This window comes from Shinella sp. HY16, from assembly GCF_028534175.1.
Classification (GTDB): Bacteria; Pseudomonadota; Alphaproteobacteria; order Rhizobiales; family Rhizobiaceae; genus Shinella.
The window spans coordinates 182,719-200,123 of sequence record NZ_JAHYXL010000006.1; the positions used below are offsets into that span (position 1 = coordinate 182,719).

Consider the following 17,405-nt stretch of genomic DNA (forward strand, 5'->3'; position numbering starts at 1 on the left):
CCGTCCGCGGCGTCCATGGTATGGACACCGCGCAAACAGGGTGCCGTTCCGCCCTCGGTGTCACCCGGCTTTTGCGGTGTTTGCCTGTAGCCGGACATTCTTGAGGGAGAGTGCGGCCAGCAGCCCGAGCGCGATCATGCCGGCCATGCTGAGGAACACGGGCTGGAAGGCATCCGTATAGACCGTTGCGACCAGCGCGCGGACCTGTTCGGGTAGCATGGCGAGTTCGGCCGGCGTCAGTCCCTCGATGCTGGCGACGCCGGGAATGCTATGCCCCTGTCCGGTGACGAAGGCGGCGAGTGTGGCGCCGTAGATGCTGATAGCGATCGATGCGCCTGCCATGCGGGTCAGCGTGACAGCGCCGGTGGCTGCGCCGAGATCTGCGGCATTCGCGGCATTCTGCACGTCGATCACGGGGACCTGCTGGCCGAAACCGACGCTGAGGCCCTGCAGCAGCATCAAAAGGCCGATGAGATAGACTGGCGTGCCGGGATGGATTGTCGTGAAGAGGAGGAAGGTCACCAGCCCGCCCGCCGTGCTGACGACGGAGAAGATCTTGTAACGGCCTGTCAGCGAGATCAACCGCCCCGCCGTCAGCGAGCCGGCAGCGATGCCGGCCGTCAGCGCCATGAACAGGAGGCCGGCCTGCGAGGGGGAGAGGCCGGTGGTGGTCTGCAGGAAGAGCGCGATGTAGTTGACCGAACCGATGCCGATCGCGCCGCTCACCAGCGAGACGATCAGGAGGAGATTGACGGTCGGATTGCGGAACAGGCCGAGCGGAACGATCGGCTCGGGCACGCGGCGCTCGACATGGATCCACGCGATCAGGCAGACCGCGCCGAAGGCGATCACTGCAAGGCTTTCGGCGGACACCAGCGAGCCGAAGATCTCCCGGCTGTCGGCCCAGAGCACAATGCTCGATACCACCGCGGCAAGCAGGACCGCGCCCGCAAAATCGATCTTTGGCCGGCGGATCGGCTTGCGATAGGGCAGGATCAGCGCGAGGCCGGTGAGCACGATGATGCCGATCGGCAGATTGACGAGAAAGATCGAGCGCCAGCCGAAGAGGTCGGAGAGCACGCCCCCCAGTGTCGGGCCGACGGCGCCGGCTGCCATCAGCATCAGGCTCGAATAGCTCTGGTAGCGGGCCCGCACGCGCGGCTCGAAGAGATCGGCATTGATCGAGAAGATGGAGACCATGATGCCGCCGCCGCCGAGACCCTGCAGCACGCGGGCGGCGATGAGCGTGTTCATCGAGACCGCAAGGCCGCAGGCAAGCGACCCCAGTGCGAAGATGAAGATCGCGGTCATCATCACATATTTGCGGCCGAAGAGGTCGCCCAGCTTGCCATAGACCGGCATCACGGCACTGGTCGCCAGCAGATAGGCCGAGCCCACCCAGCCGAAGCGCTCCAGCTCGCCGAACTCGCCGACGATGGTCGGCAGCGCGGTCGAGACGATCTGGTTGTCCAGTGCCGCCATGAAGATGCCCGTCATCAAGAGGCAGACGACAAGCATCCGGCGGCGCGGATCGGGCACGAGCGACGCGTAGGCTGTATCGGTATCCTTGTCGGAGCGCAGACGGGCATCCATGGCGGTAACGTGATCTCTCTATCTATTTAAGCGGGGAATTTGTGTGCCTTTGTCACGTATATGTCAACTGCACATATGTGATAAAGGCACAAATATGTTTTGACATCGATGGAAATCTGCTAACCCATGGGCATGAGCAACGATGACGAACAGAAGGCCGGTCCTGCCGGCACCAGCGCCTTTGCCCGTATCGGTGCGGCGATGGGGCGGATGCGGATCATGACCGGCCGGCGCTACATTGGGCGCCTTGCCATTTCGCGTGTCGGCGCGGGGCTGGAGCTTTCGCATCTCGACGCCCTGTCCCTGGTCCGGCGTCTCGGTCTCGAGCAGGAAGTTACAGTCGGCGCGCTTGCCGAGCAGTTGCGGATCGACCATTCGCGCGCGAGCCGCATTGTGGCGGATCTCGTCAAGCGCGGCGTCGTGCGCCGTGCCGCCTCGCAGGACGATGGCCGGCGTACCATCGTCACATTGACGAAGGCCGGCATGCACTGGCTCGATCAGGTGAACGGCGTCAAGGAAGAGGTGCTGTCAAAGGTGCTGTACGACTGGACGGAGGAGGAGATGGCGACGTTTGCCAATCTCTACACCCGCTTCATCGAACGGCTCGAGGCACAGGCGAAAGATTTTGACGCGGAGAGTGCGGGCAAATAACCGCCGGCCGCCAGTCTCAACGACGCCATTCGGGGGCTTCAAGGGCCTCCCGGAAGGCGAAGCGCAGGAGATGCGAGGTGATGGCGGATTGCGCCCAGGCGAGGCTCTCTTCGTTTCTTGCCTTCACGAACAGGCGTAGCCCGTCCGCATCCGCGTCGAAGAGAGCAACCCCGCCATCGAACCGGCACTCGCCATGCGTATCGGAATAGACGACGTCCACCTTGTGGGCAAAGTGCTTGCACATCTGGACCAGATATTTGGCGCCGGCAGCGGTTTTTACATGCGCGGTGGATTCGATCATGCTTTTCTTCCATTTCCAATGTGGTGAGCCGCCCGCCCGGAGCGCCGGCCGCTAGCGGATCACGATCAGGGGGCCAAGCCGGGTTACCCTTACTCCCAGAGCCTGGCGGATGAACGACAGGGCGGCATCCGTGTCGGAGACGGTGATGGTGCCGCTCACCCGGCGCTGCGCCAACGCGCTGCCCGCAAGGACGATTCGGCCGGAGAAATGACGGCTCATCTCCTCGATGACGTGGGAGAGAGGCGCATCTTCCACTGCGATCTGCCCGCGCTGCCAGGCAAGAGCCACGACACCATCAACCGGCTGGACATTCATCCGGCCGGTGTCGCGGTCATAGGTGGCCTGTTCGCCTTGCGAGACGCGCAAGGACGAGGCCGCTGCGTCACCCGTCTCGATGAGAACGGCATTTTCGGTAACCGTAACCTCCGTATCGGCAGTGCCGTAGCGCACGTCGAAGGCCGTACCGAGCGCCGTGACGTGTGTCGTCCCGGCCTCGACGGTGAACGGCCGCTCCGGCGCGTGTGCGACCTGGAAGAAGGCCTGGCCGCGCAGGAGGCGGACGGTTCGGCGGTTCGCGGTGAAATCGACGGCAATCGCCGACGTGGCGTTCAGTTGCACCGTGGATCCGTCCTCAAGGGCAACGACCGGCATTTCCGCGGTCCCCGCAATGGCATCGGCCTGTAGCCGCATGGGCCCGTCCAGCGCAAGAAACGCAGCGGCGGCGCAGACAAGGAGCGCGAGCGATGTGGCGGCAGGTTTGGCAAGGCTGCGCGGCCTGGCCTCGATGTTCCGCAGCGCCGGGTCCGACTGGATGGCCGTCCGTGCGTCGCCCAGCAACCTTTCGGCAGCCCGGTAGGTACGACAGTTCTCGGGATCATCGAGCCATTGCTGGAAGCGCGCCCTTTCTTCCGGGGATTGCGCCGGATCGCCATTGCGCAGAAGCCAGTCTGCCGCCTCTCTGTTGCGCTTTCGCTGCGCTTGCGTGGCACGGTTGCCCGGCATCGGCTTCTCCCGGAGCGTTTCGTCCTGCCAAGTAGACGATTGGCGTCGCCTTTTCGGGACTCTTAGTCGATCGAAAGAAGACGGTCGAGGCAATGGGCGAAGGCCCGGCGCAGGTGGCGGTCGACCATGTTGCGGGAAATCCTGAGCCTGACCGCGATCTGGTCCGGCGAGAGATGGTGCAGCCGATGGAGGATGAACACGACGCGGCGCCGTTCCGGCAATTCGGCGATGGCTGCCCGGAGAATGGCGACGCGCGCCTCGATCTCGAGCGCCATGTCCGGCGCCGGGCCCAGGCTGGCGACCGAAAGGGCCTCCCGCTCGGTTCCGGAGAACAGCCGCGCCTCCATGTTTTCCCGCCGCAGCCGGTCGATGCCCAGATTGATGGCGGAACGGCAGAGGAAAGCCTTGAGCGAGCGTTTGTTGCGCAGGACATCGGGCTGGGCCGCGAGCTTGACGTAAAGGTCGTGCACCACGTCCCGGGCGGTGGAGAGGGGGTGCCCCTTGCGCCGCACGGCTGTGGTTATGTCGGCGTAGTGGGCCTCCATCGCGCGGTTCAGCAGGTCGTTGCTGTCAAGGATATCCCAGGCTGGGGAGGAGGAGCTCGGCATCAGCACTCTGTTCCTGATCCAAAGAGGACGAAGCAGCGCCCGGAGCATCTGAACATGCCCGCAGCGATGGAGAAATGGCTATCTGCTCTGCAAAATCCCTGCAAGTGCAATAGCTTAGAATGTTTCAGAGCTGGAAAATATACGGCGATTAAATCAAGACAAAAAAACTCATCTTTATGCCTGATTTCGTTGCGAGAATCCTCGTGGCGGCGGCGAACTCGCAAGCTGGTCACTGCTTCGAAAAGCCGGGAAGCGTGGCAATCCTGCAACATTGCCATCGCCCGTCAGAGTGGTACGCAGAGAGGGGTTCCCGCAACGGGGTCGCGGATGATCACGGACCGCACGCCGAACACATCGGCAATCGCTTCCTCCGACAGCACGTCGTCGGGCCGGCCGGCGGCGCTGATCCTGCCGCCCTTCAACAGGACGATATGCTCGGCATAACGGGCGGCCTGATTGAGATCGTGCAGCACCGCAACAACGGTCTTGCCGTGATCGCGCACGAGGACCGTGATCAGGTTCATCAGCTCGATCTGGTGGGCGAGGTCGAGATAGGTCGTCGGTTCGTCGAGCAGGAGCACCTCACCCCGCTGCGCCAATGTCATGGCAATCCAGGCACGCTGCCGCTGGCCGCCGGAAAGCCTGTCGAGCGGCGTGCCGGCGAGGATCGTCGTGCCAGTCAGCATCAAGGCCTCCTCGCAGGCCGCCTCATCCTCGTCCGACCAGCGCCCAAAGAACGCACGGTGCGGATAGCGCCCTTGGCGGACCAGATCACGCACCGTCAGCCCCTCCGGCGCCACAGGCCCCTGCAGGAGCACGCCGATGCGTTTCGCCATCTCCTTTGTCGGCAATTTGTCGATGTTTCGGCCATCCAGCAGGATTGTTCCGCGGGATGGCGCCATGAGGCCGGCAAAGGTGCGCAGGATGGTGGATTTCCCACTGCCGTTCGGCCCGACAAGCGCCGTGAAGCGGCGTTCGGGCACGAGCAGGCCAAGGTCCTCGACGATCGACTGCATGCCATAGGCGATGGAGACGTGATGTCCGGCAAGCTTGGCCGGGACGGCTTGTTCATCCCCGGACATGACGGCGCCCCCATAGGAGATAGGCGAAGAACGGAGCCCCAATGAGGCCGGTCACAATCCCGGCGGGAAGCTGGGCGGGGGCGATGACCAGCCGGCCGAGAAGGTCCGATGCGACAACGAGGATCGCCCCGCTCAGGGCGGCAATCGGAAGGATCCGCGCATGGGACGGCCCTGCCAGCCGGCTTGCGATATGCGGCGCGACGAGGCCGACAAAGCCGATCAGTCCCGCGGCGGCAACAGCTGCGCCGGACAGGAGCGTGCACAGCACGATCATGAGGCCTCGAACCAGATCCACCCGCTGGCCGAGGCTGCGGGCTGCATTGTCGCCGAAGCGGATGAGATCGAGCTCGCCGGCTGACATCCAGGCCAGCGCCAGCGGCACGAGCAGCCAGAAGAACAGGAGGCGCACCTTCACCATGTCGGCCTCATAGACGCTTCCTGCGAGCCAGATCATCGCGCGCTGCACATCGCCAATCTCGCCGAAGGCCGACAGGAAGGTGGTGGCGGCGCTTGCAAGCGAACCAAGGCCGATGCCGATCAGGATGATGCGCAGCGACGAGGTGCCCCGCTGCCACGACAGGAGATAGACGGCGGCGGCCATGATGGCCGCGCCAAGGAAGCCGGCCAGCGGCAGCAGGGCTACCGGCGGCTCCTGCATGAGGACGATGACACCCATCACCGCAGCGGCGGCGCCGCTGTTGATGCCAAGCACGCCGGGTTCTGCGAGCGGATTGCGCATGATCGCGAGCGCGATCGTGCCGGCCGTCGCCAGCGCCGCGCCGACGAGAAGGGCAAGCAGGATGCGCGGCAGGCGCAGATCGAAGACGATCATCCCGTTCTGCGGGGTCGCATCTGCCGACCCTGCTATCGTTTCCATGAGCTCGCGCCATGACAGGGATATGTCCCCGAAGGCCAGGCTGGCGGCGACCAGCCCGGCAAGGAGAACCGCAAGAAGTGTGGCGAGGCGCATCACGTCGCCTCTCCCGCCCGGCTTCGCGCCAGCCACAGGAAAAATGGCGCGCCGATCAGCGCCACCGTCACCCCGACGGGAAAGCTTTGGCTGGCGAAGATCACGCGCCCGGCCGTATCCGCGGCGACCACGAGCAATGCGCCGCCGAGCGCGCTGAAGGGCAGGATCCAGCGATAGTCGATACCGATCGTCAGCCGCGCAATATGCGGAACCACGAGCCCCACGAAGCCGATGGGGCCGGCGAGCGAGACGGCACTGCCGGCAAGCAGGATGACCACGGCAACGGCTATCGATCTCCAGACAATGGGGTTCTGGCCCAGTGCGCGGGCCGCATCGACACCGAGGCCCATGGTCACCAGGTGCCGTCCGAGGAGAAGCGCCGCGGCAAGGCCGAAGAGGATATAGGGAGCCACCGCGGTGGTCTGCGCCATGGTCCGGCCGGACAGGGAACCGGCGGTCCAGAGACGAACGGCGTCCAGCGTGCTCTGGTCGAAGATGAGAACGGCGCTGGTCAGGGCCGTCAGGAAGGTGGCGACAACGGCGCCGGCGAGAACGAGGCCGACGGGTGAATGCCCGGTCGGACCGAAGGTGCCGATCGCAAAGACCAGCAGCGCCGCGCTGCCGGCGCCGACAAAGGCGAACCACATGTAGGCGCCGCCGGTGCCTGCCCCGAAAAGGGTCATGACGAGGACGACGGCGAAGGCGGCGCCGGCATTGATTCCGAGCAGTCCCGGCGAGGCGAGCGGATTGTTCGTCACCGCCTGCATGATCGCGCCCGAAACCGCCAGTGCGCTGCCCGCCAGCAGGCCGGCCAGAACCCGCGGCAGACGGATCGTCGCCACCAGCAGATGTTCACGCGACCCGTCAAAAGCGACGATGGCGTTCCACACGGACGACGGTGAGATATGCCTGGTGCCAAGCGTCACCGCCCACATCGATGTCGTGAGGAGCAGGCCGCTGAGAAGGATGAGGACAAGGAGCCTGCTTCCATCGCGCTTGGCCGGCCGGCCGGCTGCGCAATCGCGGTGGGCTTGTCCGGGCTCATCGGTCTGCAAGAACGTAGCGCTCGATATCGTCAAGGATGCGATTGGCAGAGGCAATCCCGTGGAAGCTCTGCCAGGCCACCCGGTCTACCCGATGGGCGCGGCCGTTCTGCACGGCGGGCAGGAGCTGCCAGAGCGGGTTTTCCGTTACCTCTTTTTCCAGCGCATCGTCCGGGCCGCTCTCGAAGCCGCTGGCGGAGACATAGAGGAGGATGTCGCCGTCGAGATTGGCAAGTTCCTCCCAGTCCGGCCGCTTGACGATCGTGCCGTCCGTCACCGTCTCATAGGCCGTGCGCTTGACGCCAGCCTCGCGCAGCACTGCGAAGGGCGCGTAGGCGAAAGGACCGTCGAGGAAGACGACGAAGCGGTCCGGCGCCAAACGGACGGTGGAAACTGTCAGGTCCTTGTCCTTCATGCGTGCCCGGATCGTGGCGGCGCGTTTTTCGTAGGCGGCCAGCGCCTCGCCGGCCACGCTCTCGCGGCCGGTGATGTCGGCGACGCGCTGGCGATAGGCCTTCCAGTCCGTATGATGGAGCAACACCGTGGGCGCGATCTTCGATACCGTCTCATAGATGGAAGCATGGGCTTCCGCGCTGCCGATGACGAGGTCGGGCTTCAGGGCGGCGACCCGCTCGAGGCTCGGCTCCCTCGGATTGCCGAGATCGACCAGGTTCGACTGCTTGATGAACGCGAGTATCCCGGTGTCCTGAATGCCCATATAGGGCGTGGCGACGACGGGGGCCTCGAGCTCGATGAGCAGGCCGAGCGTCAGGAGCGGGTCGAGCGTGACGATCCTTCTGGGCTCGGCCGGTATGCAGAGCGGTGGATTGTAGACGCCCTCCGTTATCTCCCTCCCCTGGCAGGCGGCATTGGCCAGCGAGAACGAGACGGCGAGGAAGAGGACGGCAAGACAGGAGCGCAAGGCGGATACCATTTCGGATGGATACGGAAGACGGAGATTGCGGGGCTTGCGCCCCGCAATCGGAGATCAGAACTTGGTGCGGATGTTGAGGCCGAAGGACCGCCGCGCGCCGACCTGGCCAAAGGGCAAGGCGGCATCCGGGTCGACGATGGTGAAATACTTCTCGTCGGTCAGGTTTTCCGCGAAGGCCGTGACCTCCCAATTGTCTTTCTTGAAGCCGGCCTGGGCATTCACGAGGAAACGGGAGTCGATCTTGTACATGCCCTTCGTGCCGAACCGGGAATTGTAGTCCGTCGTGTATTTGGCATCGGCGCCGACATAGACGCCATTCTCGAACTCGTAACGCCCACCGAAGCCGTAGGTCCATTCCGGCGCCTCGGGGAAGGATTTTCCGGACTGGTCGCCCAGGCCGCCGTGGTCGAACTCCAGGAACTTGGTGTTCAGGTAGCCGATCGACGCGAAGGCCGAGAACTGGTCGGTCACCTGGAAGGTCGGTTCGATTTCGAAGCCCCATGCGCGCGAGGATGCGGCGTTCTCCGTGATACGGTAGCCCGGAATGTCCGAAGGCGGCCGGATCTCGACCTGCTGGTCCTCATACTTCGTGTAGAAGAGATTGGCATTGAGCACGAGCCTGTCATCCAGCAGGGTGCCCTTGTAGGACAGCTCGTAGCTCTGCGAATATTCCGGATCATACGACACGAGGGGGAAGGCCGGGTCGCTGCGGTTGACGTAGGAGCCCCCCGAACGGAAGCCCTGCGTATAGGTGATGCCGACCCGCTGGTTTTCGCCGAATTCCTTGGAGAGCCCCAGCTTGGGTACGAAGTTCACCTCGTCGAAGGACGCCGGACCGCCGGAGAAGGCCGGATCCATTCCGTGCAGGACGGCGGAATTCAACTCGGTGTTCTTTTCCTTGAGATAGTCGAGGCGCCCTCCGGCGGTCACGAACCAGGTCGGCGCGAATTCATAGGTCGCCTCGCCGAAGACGGCGAGGTTCGTGGTCCTGCGGTTCTGCTTGTCGTCGAGCTGGTAGACCGTGCCCGGCATCAGATCGGGATAGGGCTCCGCGATGAAACGCGAGGCCCCCTCGAAGATCTGGTGGCTGCCGAAAACGCCGGCAACCCACTTCCAGCGATCGCCGTCGTAGTTCAGCCGCAGCTCCTGGGTGAAGATCGAATCGTCGTCCGTGCCCCAGATCCCGGTTGCGATGCCGGGCGTGCCTGCATCGATGGAGCTTCGTGTGTTGATGCCGTACTGGAAACCGGTCTGCGAGGTGAAACGCAGCGTATCGGAGAAGTCGTGTGTAATCTCGAGGCCGATATTGTGGACTTCGGTCCAGCGGAATTCGGTATAGGTGTCGGGATTGTTGTTGAAATCACCACGCCCATCGTAGAGCCCGACCAGCCGGTCGTTCGGGCGGTCCTTGGAATAGGCGTAGGTCAGAAGGGCGCGGGTGTCCGGCATTTCCGACGGGGTGATGAGCATCTTTGCGCGAATGGTCCCGCTGATGTCGGTCGTAAGATCGTCAAAACCCGCATAGTTCTTGAAGTTCGAATAGGACACGTCCGTATGGGAGCGCTCGAACGCCCCGGAAATGCGCAATGCGATCTGGTCCTCGACAAGCGGCGTGTTGAGGACAAAGGCCGAGCCCGCAAGGTCGTTGCTGCCCATGGTTCCCGAGAGTTCGACTTCCTTGTCGAAGGTCGGGTCCTTCGACTTGATGTAGACCGCGCCCGACATGGCGGCCCGGCCGGAAAGCGTCGATTGCGGGCCGCGATAGACCTCGACCTGCTCGACGTCCCAAAGGTTTCTTGCGCCGAAACGGGAATTGTAGCGGGTCTGGAGAATGCCATCGATATAGAGCAAACCGACCGGCGCTCCGCCAGGAACGAAACCTTCGGAGCTCATGCCGCGGATGACGAAACCGGAATTGACCGTCGCGCTGTCCAAAACGTTGGCGAGGCGGCGATAGGCATCCTGCGTGTGGCGGATCTGGCCTTTTTCGATCGCTTCCGCATTCACGATGCCGACGCTCGCGGTCGTGTCGTTCAGCGTGGTTGCCTCGCGCGCGCCATAGAGCGTGATCGTCTCGAGAAGGGTGGCTCCCTCTTCCGCCGGGCCTGCGGCCGCGGGGTCGAGGCTCAGCGTTACCTGGCTGCTGCCGGCAAAGCGCGCATCCACGCCGGTGCCGGTCAATATGGCGTTCAGCGCCTGTTCGGGCGTCAGGTTACCGCGCACGCCTTTGGTCGATTTGCCCTGTGCCAGCGATGCGTCATAGAGGATCTGGAGGCCTGTCTGGGCGGCGAGGCTGTTCAGGGCCGGCGTCAACGGGCCGGCCGGCACCAAGATCGACCGCTTGGCCGCCTGCGCTTGCGCGGGTGCCTGTGCGATCGCCGGCGCTGCCGGGCTGAACACCAGAGCGGCCGTACCGGCCAGCAAGGCGGCCCGCAGCCCCACCCTGGTGGAAACGTTCTTCTTCATCAAAACCCCCAATCGTGCGGCGTTCAAGGCGCCGCAGTCCGTCCAGACAGCGGATGAAACCCCGCTCATTGGGTCTGACGATCAAGCTTTCCGATTTGGGACTCCGCGTGGCCGATTTTCCTGAAAAACACCATCGCGCCTTTCGGTTGGTCTGGCGGCGTCACAATGGGCAGGCGGAGAAGACGGGTCTCAGTCCTTCGGGCACGGCCAGCTTGCCGGCGTCGCGAGACCCGTCGGAAGCCTGGTCTCACCGTTGCCGCAGGCGATATCGATCTGTGACTGGTCGAGGCCGGTCGCACGGGAAAGATCGAGCCCCTCGATCCGCGTCAGCAGCATGAAGGCCTTGTCCAGGCCGATCGTGCCCTCGATGCGCGCCTTGCTCAAGTCGGCGCGAGACAGGTTCGCATAGGTAAAACTTGCGCCCGAAAGGATTGCCTCGTCGAAGGACGCGCGGCTGAGATCGGCCTTTTCGAAACTCGCATAGCTGAGATCCGCCCCATCGAATGCGGCGCGTTGCAGTTCCGCGGATGCAAACGACGTTCCCTTCGCGATGACCTTCTGAAAGCTGGAGCGATAGGCTTCCACCCGTGCGAAACTCGCCTTGTCCAGCCGTGCGCCGGTGAACCAGGTCCGGATCAGGGTCGCCTTTTCCAGAACGGCCGCCGTCAGGTTCGTATCGCGCATGTCGGTGTAGCTGAGATCGGCATCCCGGAAGTTCGCCCCGGCGAAATCGTTGCCACCCAGCATCAGGTTCTTCTTGCTGCAGGCGCTCCAGTCCACTTCCGGCTCGGGATCCGCCCGGCAATCCGCAGCATCGGCATAGCGGAAGGGAAGACTTGCGGCCATCACCAGACATGCCGCGAAGAAGCCAAGAAGCATACCCTTCTGCAGTCCACTCACTGATGTAACTCCCATTGCAATGGCCGTGTCCAATCGGGCCGTTCCCTAAATATGGCAATCGGGAGCCGGATGTCATCAGCTAACCGCACGGATGGATGCAAGATCGGAGCGTGTTGGCTGCCGAGTTCGCCGAACTCTGGCGCCTCGCTGCTCGCGTCGTTCCGGCGAACCCTGCCGCAAGGAACGCCGTCAGGCCTCTCCTTCGCCACGGCGCGCGGCGAGCGCACGGGACGGCTGCATGCCGAAACGGCGCAGGAAGAGTTGGGAAAAGTGGCTCGGATTGCTGTAGCCGACGGCGATCGCCGCCTGTGTCACGTTCATCTCTCCCTGTTCGATCAGCCGGCGCGCTTCCAGAAGCCGCTGCTCCTTGAGGAACGCGTAGACGGCGAAGCCATAGAGGCTTTTGAAGCCGGATTTCAGCCGCTTCTGCGTCAGTCCGACCTCGCGGGCGAGCTCTTCGAGCGTCCAGGGGCGGGCGAGTTCGGCAATCAGCAGGTCACGGGCGCGCTGCAGCGGGCGGCGGTCGCGCGGCGGAATCGTCTGGGCCGGTTGCGTGCGGCGCATCGCGGCGATCGAGGCATTGATGATGTCGAGGGCGCGGGCCTCGAAGGCGAGATCGTCCCCTTCCACCATGGCGCTGTCGAAGAGCGCCCGCGCCACGGCGAGCAGGTCCGGCGGCACCGGCAGCACGCCGACCCAGGTGCCGTTGCCCGATGCCATGTGCAAAGCGTGGTGTTCGTCGAGATTGGCAAGGAGGTCGCCGGCGCCGAGCCGCTGCCAGAGGCTGATATCGACCCGGATGTCCATGCCTTTGAAGCGCGTGCCCACGGGCACGTCGTAGAGGCCGACGGATCCGTACGGCGCGGCCATGATGTAGATGCGCCCCGGCCGATAGGGAATGGATGACAGCCGCTGCTCGGCGTCGCTTCCCAGAAGCCACCCCTGCCCCGAGGCCTCGAAGAGAAAATCGATCGCAACGCAGGGCTCCGTGGCGAAACGGCCGACGAAATCGGCCCCGATCACCATGTCGAAGACGGAAATGGTAAGGCCCGGGCGCACGCCGAGGATCTTGTAGGCACCCTCTGTCGAGGTGTCGGAAAAGGTCGGATCGGCCGGGCTCGGGCCAAGCACGACCACGTCGTCCTGATCGGACTGCGCCAGAACGCGCTGTTCCACACGGAGATTCATCTACCCCACCAAATAATGGACCGGATCGCAATAACATTGAACCTGATTACAATAGTCAAGTTTTGTGCATCGGCCTAGTGAGGGCGTGAAATACATTGCGAGGGGTGATGTCGACTGCTGTTGTGAATTTCGCCGGACGCTCGGCGAGCTGGGCCGTGCTCGGCCTCCTGGCCGGTCTCTATGCCGCCCAGTCGGTAACCGGATCGATGGTGCAGACTGCGCTGCCCGTGGTGCTGCGGGATGCCGGCATGCCGCTCGACCAGATTGGCTATCTGGCAGTGCTGTTTCTGCCCTGGGCGCTGAAGTTCCTGTGGGCGCCGCTGGTCGACCGCTTCCTCAGCGAACGCATCTGGATCCTTTCCTGCCAGCTCGGCATCATCCTGTGCTTCCTTGCTGCGACGGTGCTGCCGCCGCAGACCCATATGGGGGCTCTTGCCGCCGTGCTGCTCGTCATGGGTGTCTTCGCCTCGACGCAGGATGTCGCGACCGATTCCCTTGCCGTCCGGGCCTCGGATGCGGCAACGCGCGGACTTGCCAGCGGCGCCTCGACGGCCGGCGCCTATCTCGGCTTCCTCATTGGCGGTGGCCTCTGGCTCGTCGTCTACCAGCATGCCGGTTGGGCGGTTTCCATGGCCGCCATGGCTGGTTTCGTCCTGCTGCTGACCATTCCCGTCTTGCTGTCTGGCGGCCTTGCCGCCCCCAGAAACAAGACGGCTCCGGCGGTGCGCACGGTGGGCCTCAGGAAGACGATCGCGAACCGCACCCTGATGCAGGGGCTCGTCTTCCTCGCGGTCTACCAGATCGGTCTTCGCATGGGGCAGGCACTCACCGGGCCCTATCTCGTCGACAAGGGCATTGCGCTCGACACGATCGGGATCCTGCGCGGCGCGGGCGGTGCGGTTGCCGGTTTCATCGCCTCCTCGCTCGGCGCCCTCCTCGTGCAGGCGGCCGGCATTCCCCGCGCGATCGGGATCGCCGCCGTGCTCAATGTCCTCCTGCTTTTGGCGCTCGGTGTTGCCGAGTTTACCGGCCTGGCCACGCCGGTGCTTGCTCTCGGTATTCTGCTCATGCAGGTTGGCGCGGTCGCGTTCTCCTTCGTTGCGCTCTATGCGGCCATGATGAACTGGTGCAATCCGGAGCAGACGGCGACCGACTTCGCCGCGCTGCAGAGCGTCGATGCGATCCTCGCCATTGCCGCGTCCTCCGTTGCCGGCCTGCTCGCCAGCGCCTTCGGCTACGGCTGGCTGTTTGCCGCCTCGGCGGTCTTCATCCTCGCCGCCCTTCTCCTCGCTCCCCGTACGCTCGGCGCCTCCATCCGGACGGCGCGGGGCCCTGCACTTCCAGAAAAGGTATCGGAACCATGATGCGTCACAGCCTGTCCGGCGTCTCCCTTCTCGCTCTCGCCGTCAGTCTCTCGCCGACTAGCGTACTGGCTGAAGACACCGCCACGGCATCGACGCTCGAGCCGATCATCATTACCGCCACCAAGCGCAGCGAGGACTACTTCCTGCTGCCGTCCACGGCCGATATCGCGAATGCGGACGCACTGCTTTCGCGCGGTATCGACACCGTCGCCGATCTCGATCGTATCTTCCCGGACGTCAACATCCGCTCGCGGTCCAGCCGCGCCTATGCCAATTTCACCATTCGCGGCCAGGCCTCGCTCGATTTCTACAATCCGAGCACGCAGGTCTATGTCGACGGCCTGCCGCAGGACAGTTTCAACCTTACCCGCGCCCTACCGGGCGGCGTTGAAAACGTCGAGCTGCTCTATGGTCCGCAGGGCTCGCTCTATGGCCGCGGCGCGATCGGTGGCGTCATCAACATTGTCACCCGCAAGCCGGACAACGAGGCACGGTTCGGCTTCGACGCCAACCTGACGAATGAAGGCGCTGGCGGCACCTTCCATGCCAGCACGCCGCTGATCGAGGATGTGCTCTATGGCGACGTGAATCTCTCGCTGCTGGACACCAAGGACATGTACATGACCACCACCGGCGCGGATGTCGGCGGCACGAGGGATGTCAACGGGCAGGTCCGCCTGCGGTATGCTCCGACAGACAGCCCTTGGGACGTGACCATCAGCGGTGGTCGCGGCCAGGTCTCCTCGACCGAAGAATACTTCGTCCTGGAATCGATGCTGGAGGACCGCATCGCCTTCGATGCACCGTCGGAATACGATCTCGACACTTGGAATTTCGGCATCAATGCCGCCTACGATCTCGGCTTTGCCACCGTCACGGCGCTGACCGGTTACCAGAAGAGCGATCTCGACCGCACGGTCTTCGGCACCTACACGCCGGAAAAGCAATGGACGCTGAGCCAGGAACTGCGTATCGCTTCCAACCCTGACCAGGGCAGCCCCGTCGACTATGTGGCCGGCCTTTACTACCAGCATCTCGACTTCACGCGGGCCGTGCCGGTCGCCAGCCAGACATCGCGGCAAAAGATCGATTCCTACGCGCTCTTCGGCGATGTGACCTGGCATGCCACCGACCGCCTCGATGTCTCGCCCGGCCTTCGCCTCGACTACGAGAGGGCAAGTGCGGAGGCGGTGGGCGGCGTGAATTTCAGCGACGACAATGCGTTCACCGCCCTTTCACCGAAACTCGGCGTGAGCTACGGCCTGACCGACGAATGGCGCGTCTACGGCCTTCTCAGCACCGGCTTCAAGGCCGGCGGTTTCACCCGAAACGTGACATCCGCCAACAACGCTTTCACCTATGATCCGCAGCACACCTACAACGGCGAGGTGGGGCTGAAATACCGCGACGAGGCCGGTCTGATGGAGGTGCAGCTTTCCGCCTACTACAACGTCACCAAGGACTACCAGATGTTCGTTGACGTTCAGCCATGGCAATACCTGCAGAATGTCGGCGAGGTGACGGCGAAGGGCATCGACCTCAAGGTCCGTGCGAAGCCGACGGAAGAACTCGGCATCACGGCGGGCCTTGCCTACAACCACACACGCTTTACAGACTACGACAATCCAGTAGCGCCGGGCACCGATTTTACCGGCAATACCGTGCCCTATGCCCCGGAGTTCACGGCCAACCTGCTGTTCGACTATCGCTTCGAACTGGAGAGCGGTCGCGGTGCGCTGGTTCCCTATGCCGGCCTCACCTATGTCAGCGAGCACTACTTCGACGAGACGAACACGATCGGCCAGAAGGGCTATGCCCTGGTGGATCTCGGCGTGAAATGGGAGCTGGACGACAAGGTTACCGCCGAGGCCTTCGTCACCAACGTCTTCGACAAGACCTACACGACCTACGGTTTCCAGTATCCCGGTCTCGGCAATCTCTACCAGCTCGGACAGGGCCGCACGATCGGCGGCCGTATCAACATGACGTTCTGAGGAGCCCGGCATGCGCATCCTCATCGTCGGCGGTGGGCCTGCGGGCCTGACCCTCGCCGCCTGCCTGCTGCGGCACGGCATCGAACCGGTCGTCGTGGAAAAGGCCGCACACGGCCGTACCGGCGGCTATTCCATCGGCCTGCACATCAACGGTTGGCAGGTCGCCGAACGGCTCGGTCTCGTCGAGGCCTTTCGCGCGAAGGCTATGCCGCTCGGCCCCGCGCACCATCTCGACCGCCGCGGCCGGAAGCTCTTTTCCTACGACTACCGCACTCTGGCGAAGGCGGCGAAGGGGAGGCTCCTCGCCATCATGCGAAGCGATTTCCACGAGATCCTGAGCAAAGCCGTGGAGGGTAGGTGTCCGATCCGCTACGAGACGACCGTCACCGCGCTGGAGGATGACGGGAGCGGCGTCGATGCCACCTTCTTCGACGGCAGCCGAGAGCGCTTCGATCTCGTCGTCGGCGCGGATGGTTATCGCAGCACGGTTCGTGCCCTCGCCTTCGGTCCCCATGAGGATTTTCTCCGACCGCTCGGCTACCGTGCCAGCGCCTGGCGCGTTTCGCTCGAAGAGCCGCTCGGGGCCAGTTTTGTCGGCATGATGGATGTCGATCATCAAGGCGGCCTCTATGCCGTCGGCGACGGCACCGCCGCCACGCTGTTCTGCTGGCGCGACGAACGGACCGACCGGCTGGATCCCGAAGCGCGGCGCACGGTGCTGCAGAAGGCGTTCGGCCATTGGCCGGAACCGGTGGCCTCCGCGCTGAGATCTGCCATCGACTGGGATCAGGCCTTTTTCGACACGGTCGCCCAGATCGAGATGCCGACATGGTCGGCGGGGCGGATCGCCCTGCTCGGGGACGCCGCCTGGTGCCTGACCTTCCTTGCCGGCCAGGGCACTTCCACTGCCATGGCCGGTGCCTACATCCTTGCTGCCGAGCTCGCCCGCAAGACCCATACGGAGGCCCTGGACAGCTACGAGGCCCGCATGCGGCCGCTTGTGACGCGAATGCAGTCCGTTTCGCGCAAGATCGGCGGGCACTATATCCCGCAGAGCACCCTGGGCATGCGCCTGCAATCCTGGATCCTGCCGATCATGCTCTCGCGGCCCTTCATCCGGTTCACCTCCAGCCGCTTGGCGGCGCCACCTCTCGCGCTCGACTGATCAGGCAGAGACGCAGCGGGCTTATCGATGCCTTCGCCGGCATCGAGATGAACCTGCGGCCGGCAGGTCCTTTCGGGGAGGTCTTCGACCGCATCTTCGGGCAGGCGACGAAGGGGAGGCTGCGGCCACCCCTTCTTCACCGTC

Annotated in this window: 15 protein-coding genes; 4 read left to right on the plus strand and 11 right to left on the minus strand. The window is 64.1% G+C overall.

Features of this window, described 5'->3' with window-relative positions; all coding sequences use genetic code 11:
- Positions 1-60 precede the first annotated feature (60 nt).
- Positions 61-1,593, minus strand: coding sequence for an MDR family MFS transporter (locus tag K0P03_RS32535; RefSeq protein ID WP_272791844.1), 1,533 nt, complete (start codon positions 1,591-1,593; stop codon positions 61-63).
- Between the two features lie 126 nt (positions 1,594-1,719).
- Between K0P03_RS32535 and K0P03_RS32540 the strand changes: the two genes are divergently transcribed.
- The gene (locus K0P03_RS32540; protein WP_245462284.1) at positions 1,720-2,244 is read left to right on the plus strand and encodes a MarR family winged helix-turn-helix transcriptional regulator; all 525 of its coding nucleotides are present in this window, start codon (positions 1,720-1,722) and stop codon (positions 2,242-2,244) included.
- A 16-nt stretch (positions 2,245-2,260) separates the two neighbouring features.
- Here K0P03_RS32540 and K0P03_RS32545 read toward each other — a convergent pair whose 3' ends face one another.
- The 10 genes from K0P03_RS32545 to K0P03_RS32590 form a co-directional block, all read right to left on the minus strand.
- Complete coding sequence (locus K0P03_RS32545) at positions 2,261-2,545, minus strand: DUF2218 domain-containing protein (RefSeq protein WP_272791845.1); 285 nt, start codon at positions 2,543-2,545, stop codon at positions 2,261-2,263.
- A 51-nt stretch (positions 2,546-2,596) separates the two neighbouring features.
- Positions 2,597-3,547: a FecR family protein gene (locus K0P03_RS32550; protein ID WP_272791846.1), complete on the minus strand. Its 951-nt coding sequence runs from the start codon at positions 3,545-3,547 to the stop codon at positions 2,597-2,599.
- Between the two features lie 62 nt (positions 3,548-3,609).
- Positions 3,610-4,155: an RNA polymerase sigma factor gene (locus K0P03_RS32555; RefSeq protein WP_050745095.1), complete on the minus strand. Its 546-nt coding sequence runs from the start codon at positions 4,153-4,155 to the stop codon at positions 3,610-3,612.
- A 284-nt stretch (positions 4,156-4,439) separates the two neighbouring features.
- Positions 4,440-5,237, minus strand: a complete 798-nt coding sequence (locus tag K0P03_RS32560; protein WP_023514742.1) for an ABC transporter ATP-binding protein — start codon at positions 5,235-5,237, stop codon at positions 4,440-4,442.
- Positions 5,224-6,207 (minus strand): FecCD family ABC transporter permease, encoded by a 984-nt coding sequence (locus tag K0P03_RS32565; protein ID WP_443020636.1) that lies wholly within the window; start codon positions 6,205-6,207, stop codon positions 5,224-5,226. The genes K0P03_RS32560 and K0P03_RS32565 overlap by 14 nt, the downstream gene beginning before the upstream one ends.
- A complete protein-coding gene (locus K0P03_RS32570) occupies positions 6,207-7,175 on the minus strand; it encodes a FecCD family ABC transporter permease (protein ID WP_443020637.1) in 969 nt (322 codons plus the stop codon). The genes K0P03_RS32565 and K0P03_RS32570 overlap by 1 nt, the downstream gene beginning before the upstream one ends.
- Positions 7,176-7,248: 73 nt before the next feature.
- A complete protein-coding gene (locus K0P03_RS32575; protein ID WP_272791849.1) occupies positions 7,249-8,172 on the minus strand; it encodes an iron-siderophore ABC transporter substrate-binding protein in 924 nt (307 codons plus the stop codon).
- A 66-nt stretch (positions 8,173-8,238) separates the two neighbouring features.
- Positions 8,239-10,650 carry a TonB-dependent receptor domain-containing protein gene (locus K0P03_RS32580; RefSeq protein ID WP_272791850.1) on the minus strand — a complete coding sequence of 804 codons (2,412 nt, stop codon included), beginning with the start codon at positions 10,648-10,650 and terminating at the stop codon, positions 8,239-8,241.
- Between the two features lie 189 nt (positions 10,651-10,839).
- Positions 10,840-11,565, minus strand: coding sequence for a pentapeptide repeat-containing protein (locus K0P03_RS32585; RefSeq protein WP_081870616.1), 726 nt, complete (start codon positions 11,563-11,565; stop codon positions 10,840-10,842).
- A gap of 174 nt (positions 11,566-11,739) precedes the next feature.
- The gene (locus K0P03_RS32590) at positions 11,740-12,738 is read right to left on the minus strand and encodes a helix-turn-helix transcriptional regulator (protein WP_050745101.1); all 999 of its coding nucleotides are present in this window, start codon (positions 12,736-12,738) and stop codon (positions 11,740-11,742) included.
- Between the two features lie 107 nt (positions 12,739-12,845).
- Between K0P03_RS32590 and K0P03_RS32595 the strand changes: the two genes are divergently transcribed.
- Genes K0P03_RS32595 through K0P03_RS32605 form a run of 3 tightly spaced genes read left to right on the plus strand, consistent with a single transcriptional unit; the run spans position 12,846 to position 17,261 of the window.
- Positions 12,846-14,102: an MFS transporter gene (locus tag K0P03_RS32595; protein ID WP_272791851.1), complete on the plus strand. Its 1,257-nt coding sequence runs from the start codon at positions 12,846-12,848 to the stop codon at positions 14,100-14,102.
- The gene (locus K0P03_RS32600) at positions 14,099-16,096 is read left to right on the plus strand and encodes a TonB-dependent receptor (RefSeq protein ID WP_272791852.1); all 1,998 of its coding nucleotides are present in this window, start codon (positions 14,099-14,101) and stop codon (positions 16,094-16,096) included. Before K0P03_RS32595 ends, K0P03_RS32600 begins: the two co-directional genes overlap by 4 nt.
- Positions 16,097-16,106: 10 nt before the next feature.
- Complete coding sequence (locus K0P03_RS32605) at positions 16,107-17,261, plus strand: FAD-dependent monooxygenase (RefSeq protein WP_272791853.1); 1,155 nt, start codon at positions 16,107-16,109, stop codon at positions 17,259-17,261.
- Positions 17,262-17,405: the final 144 nt, after the last annotated feature.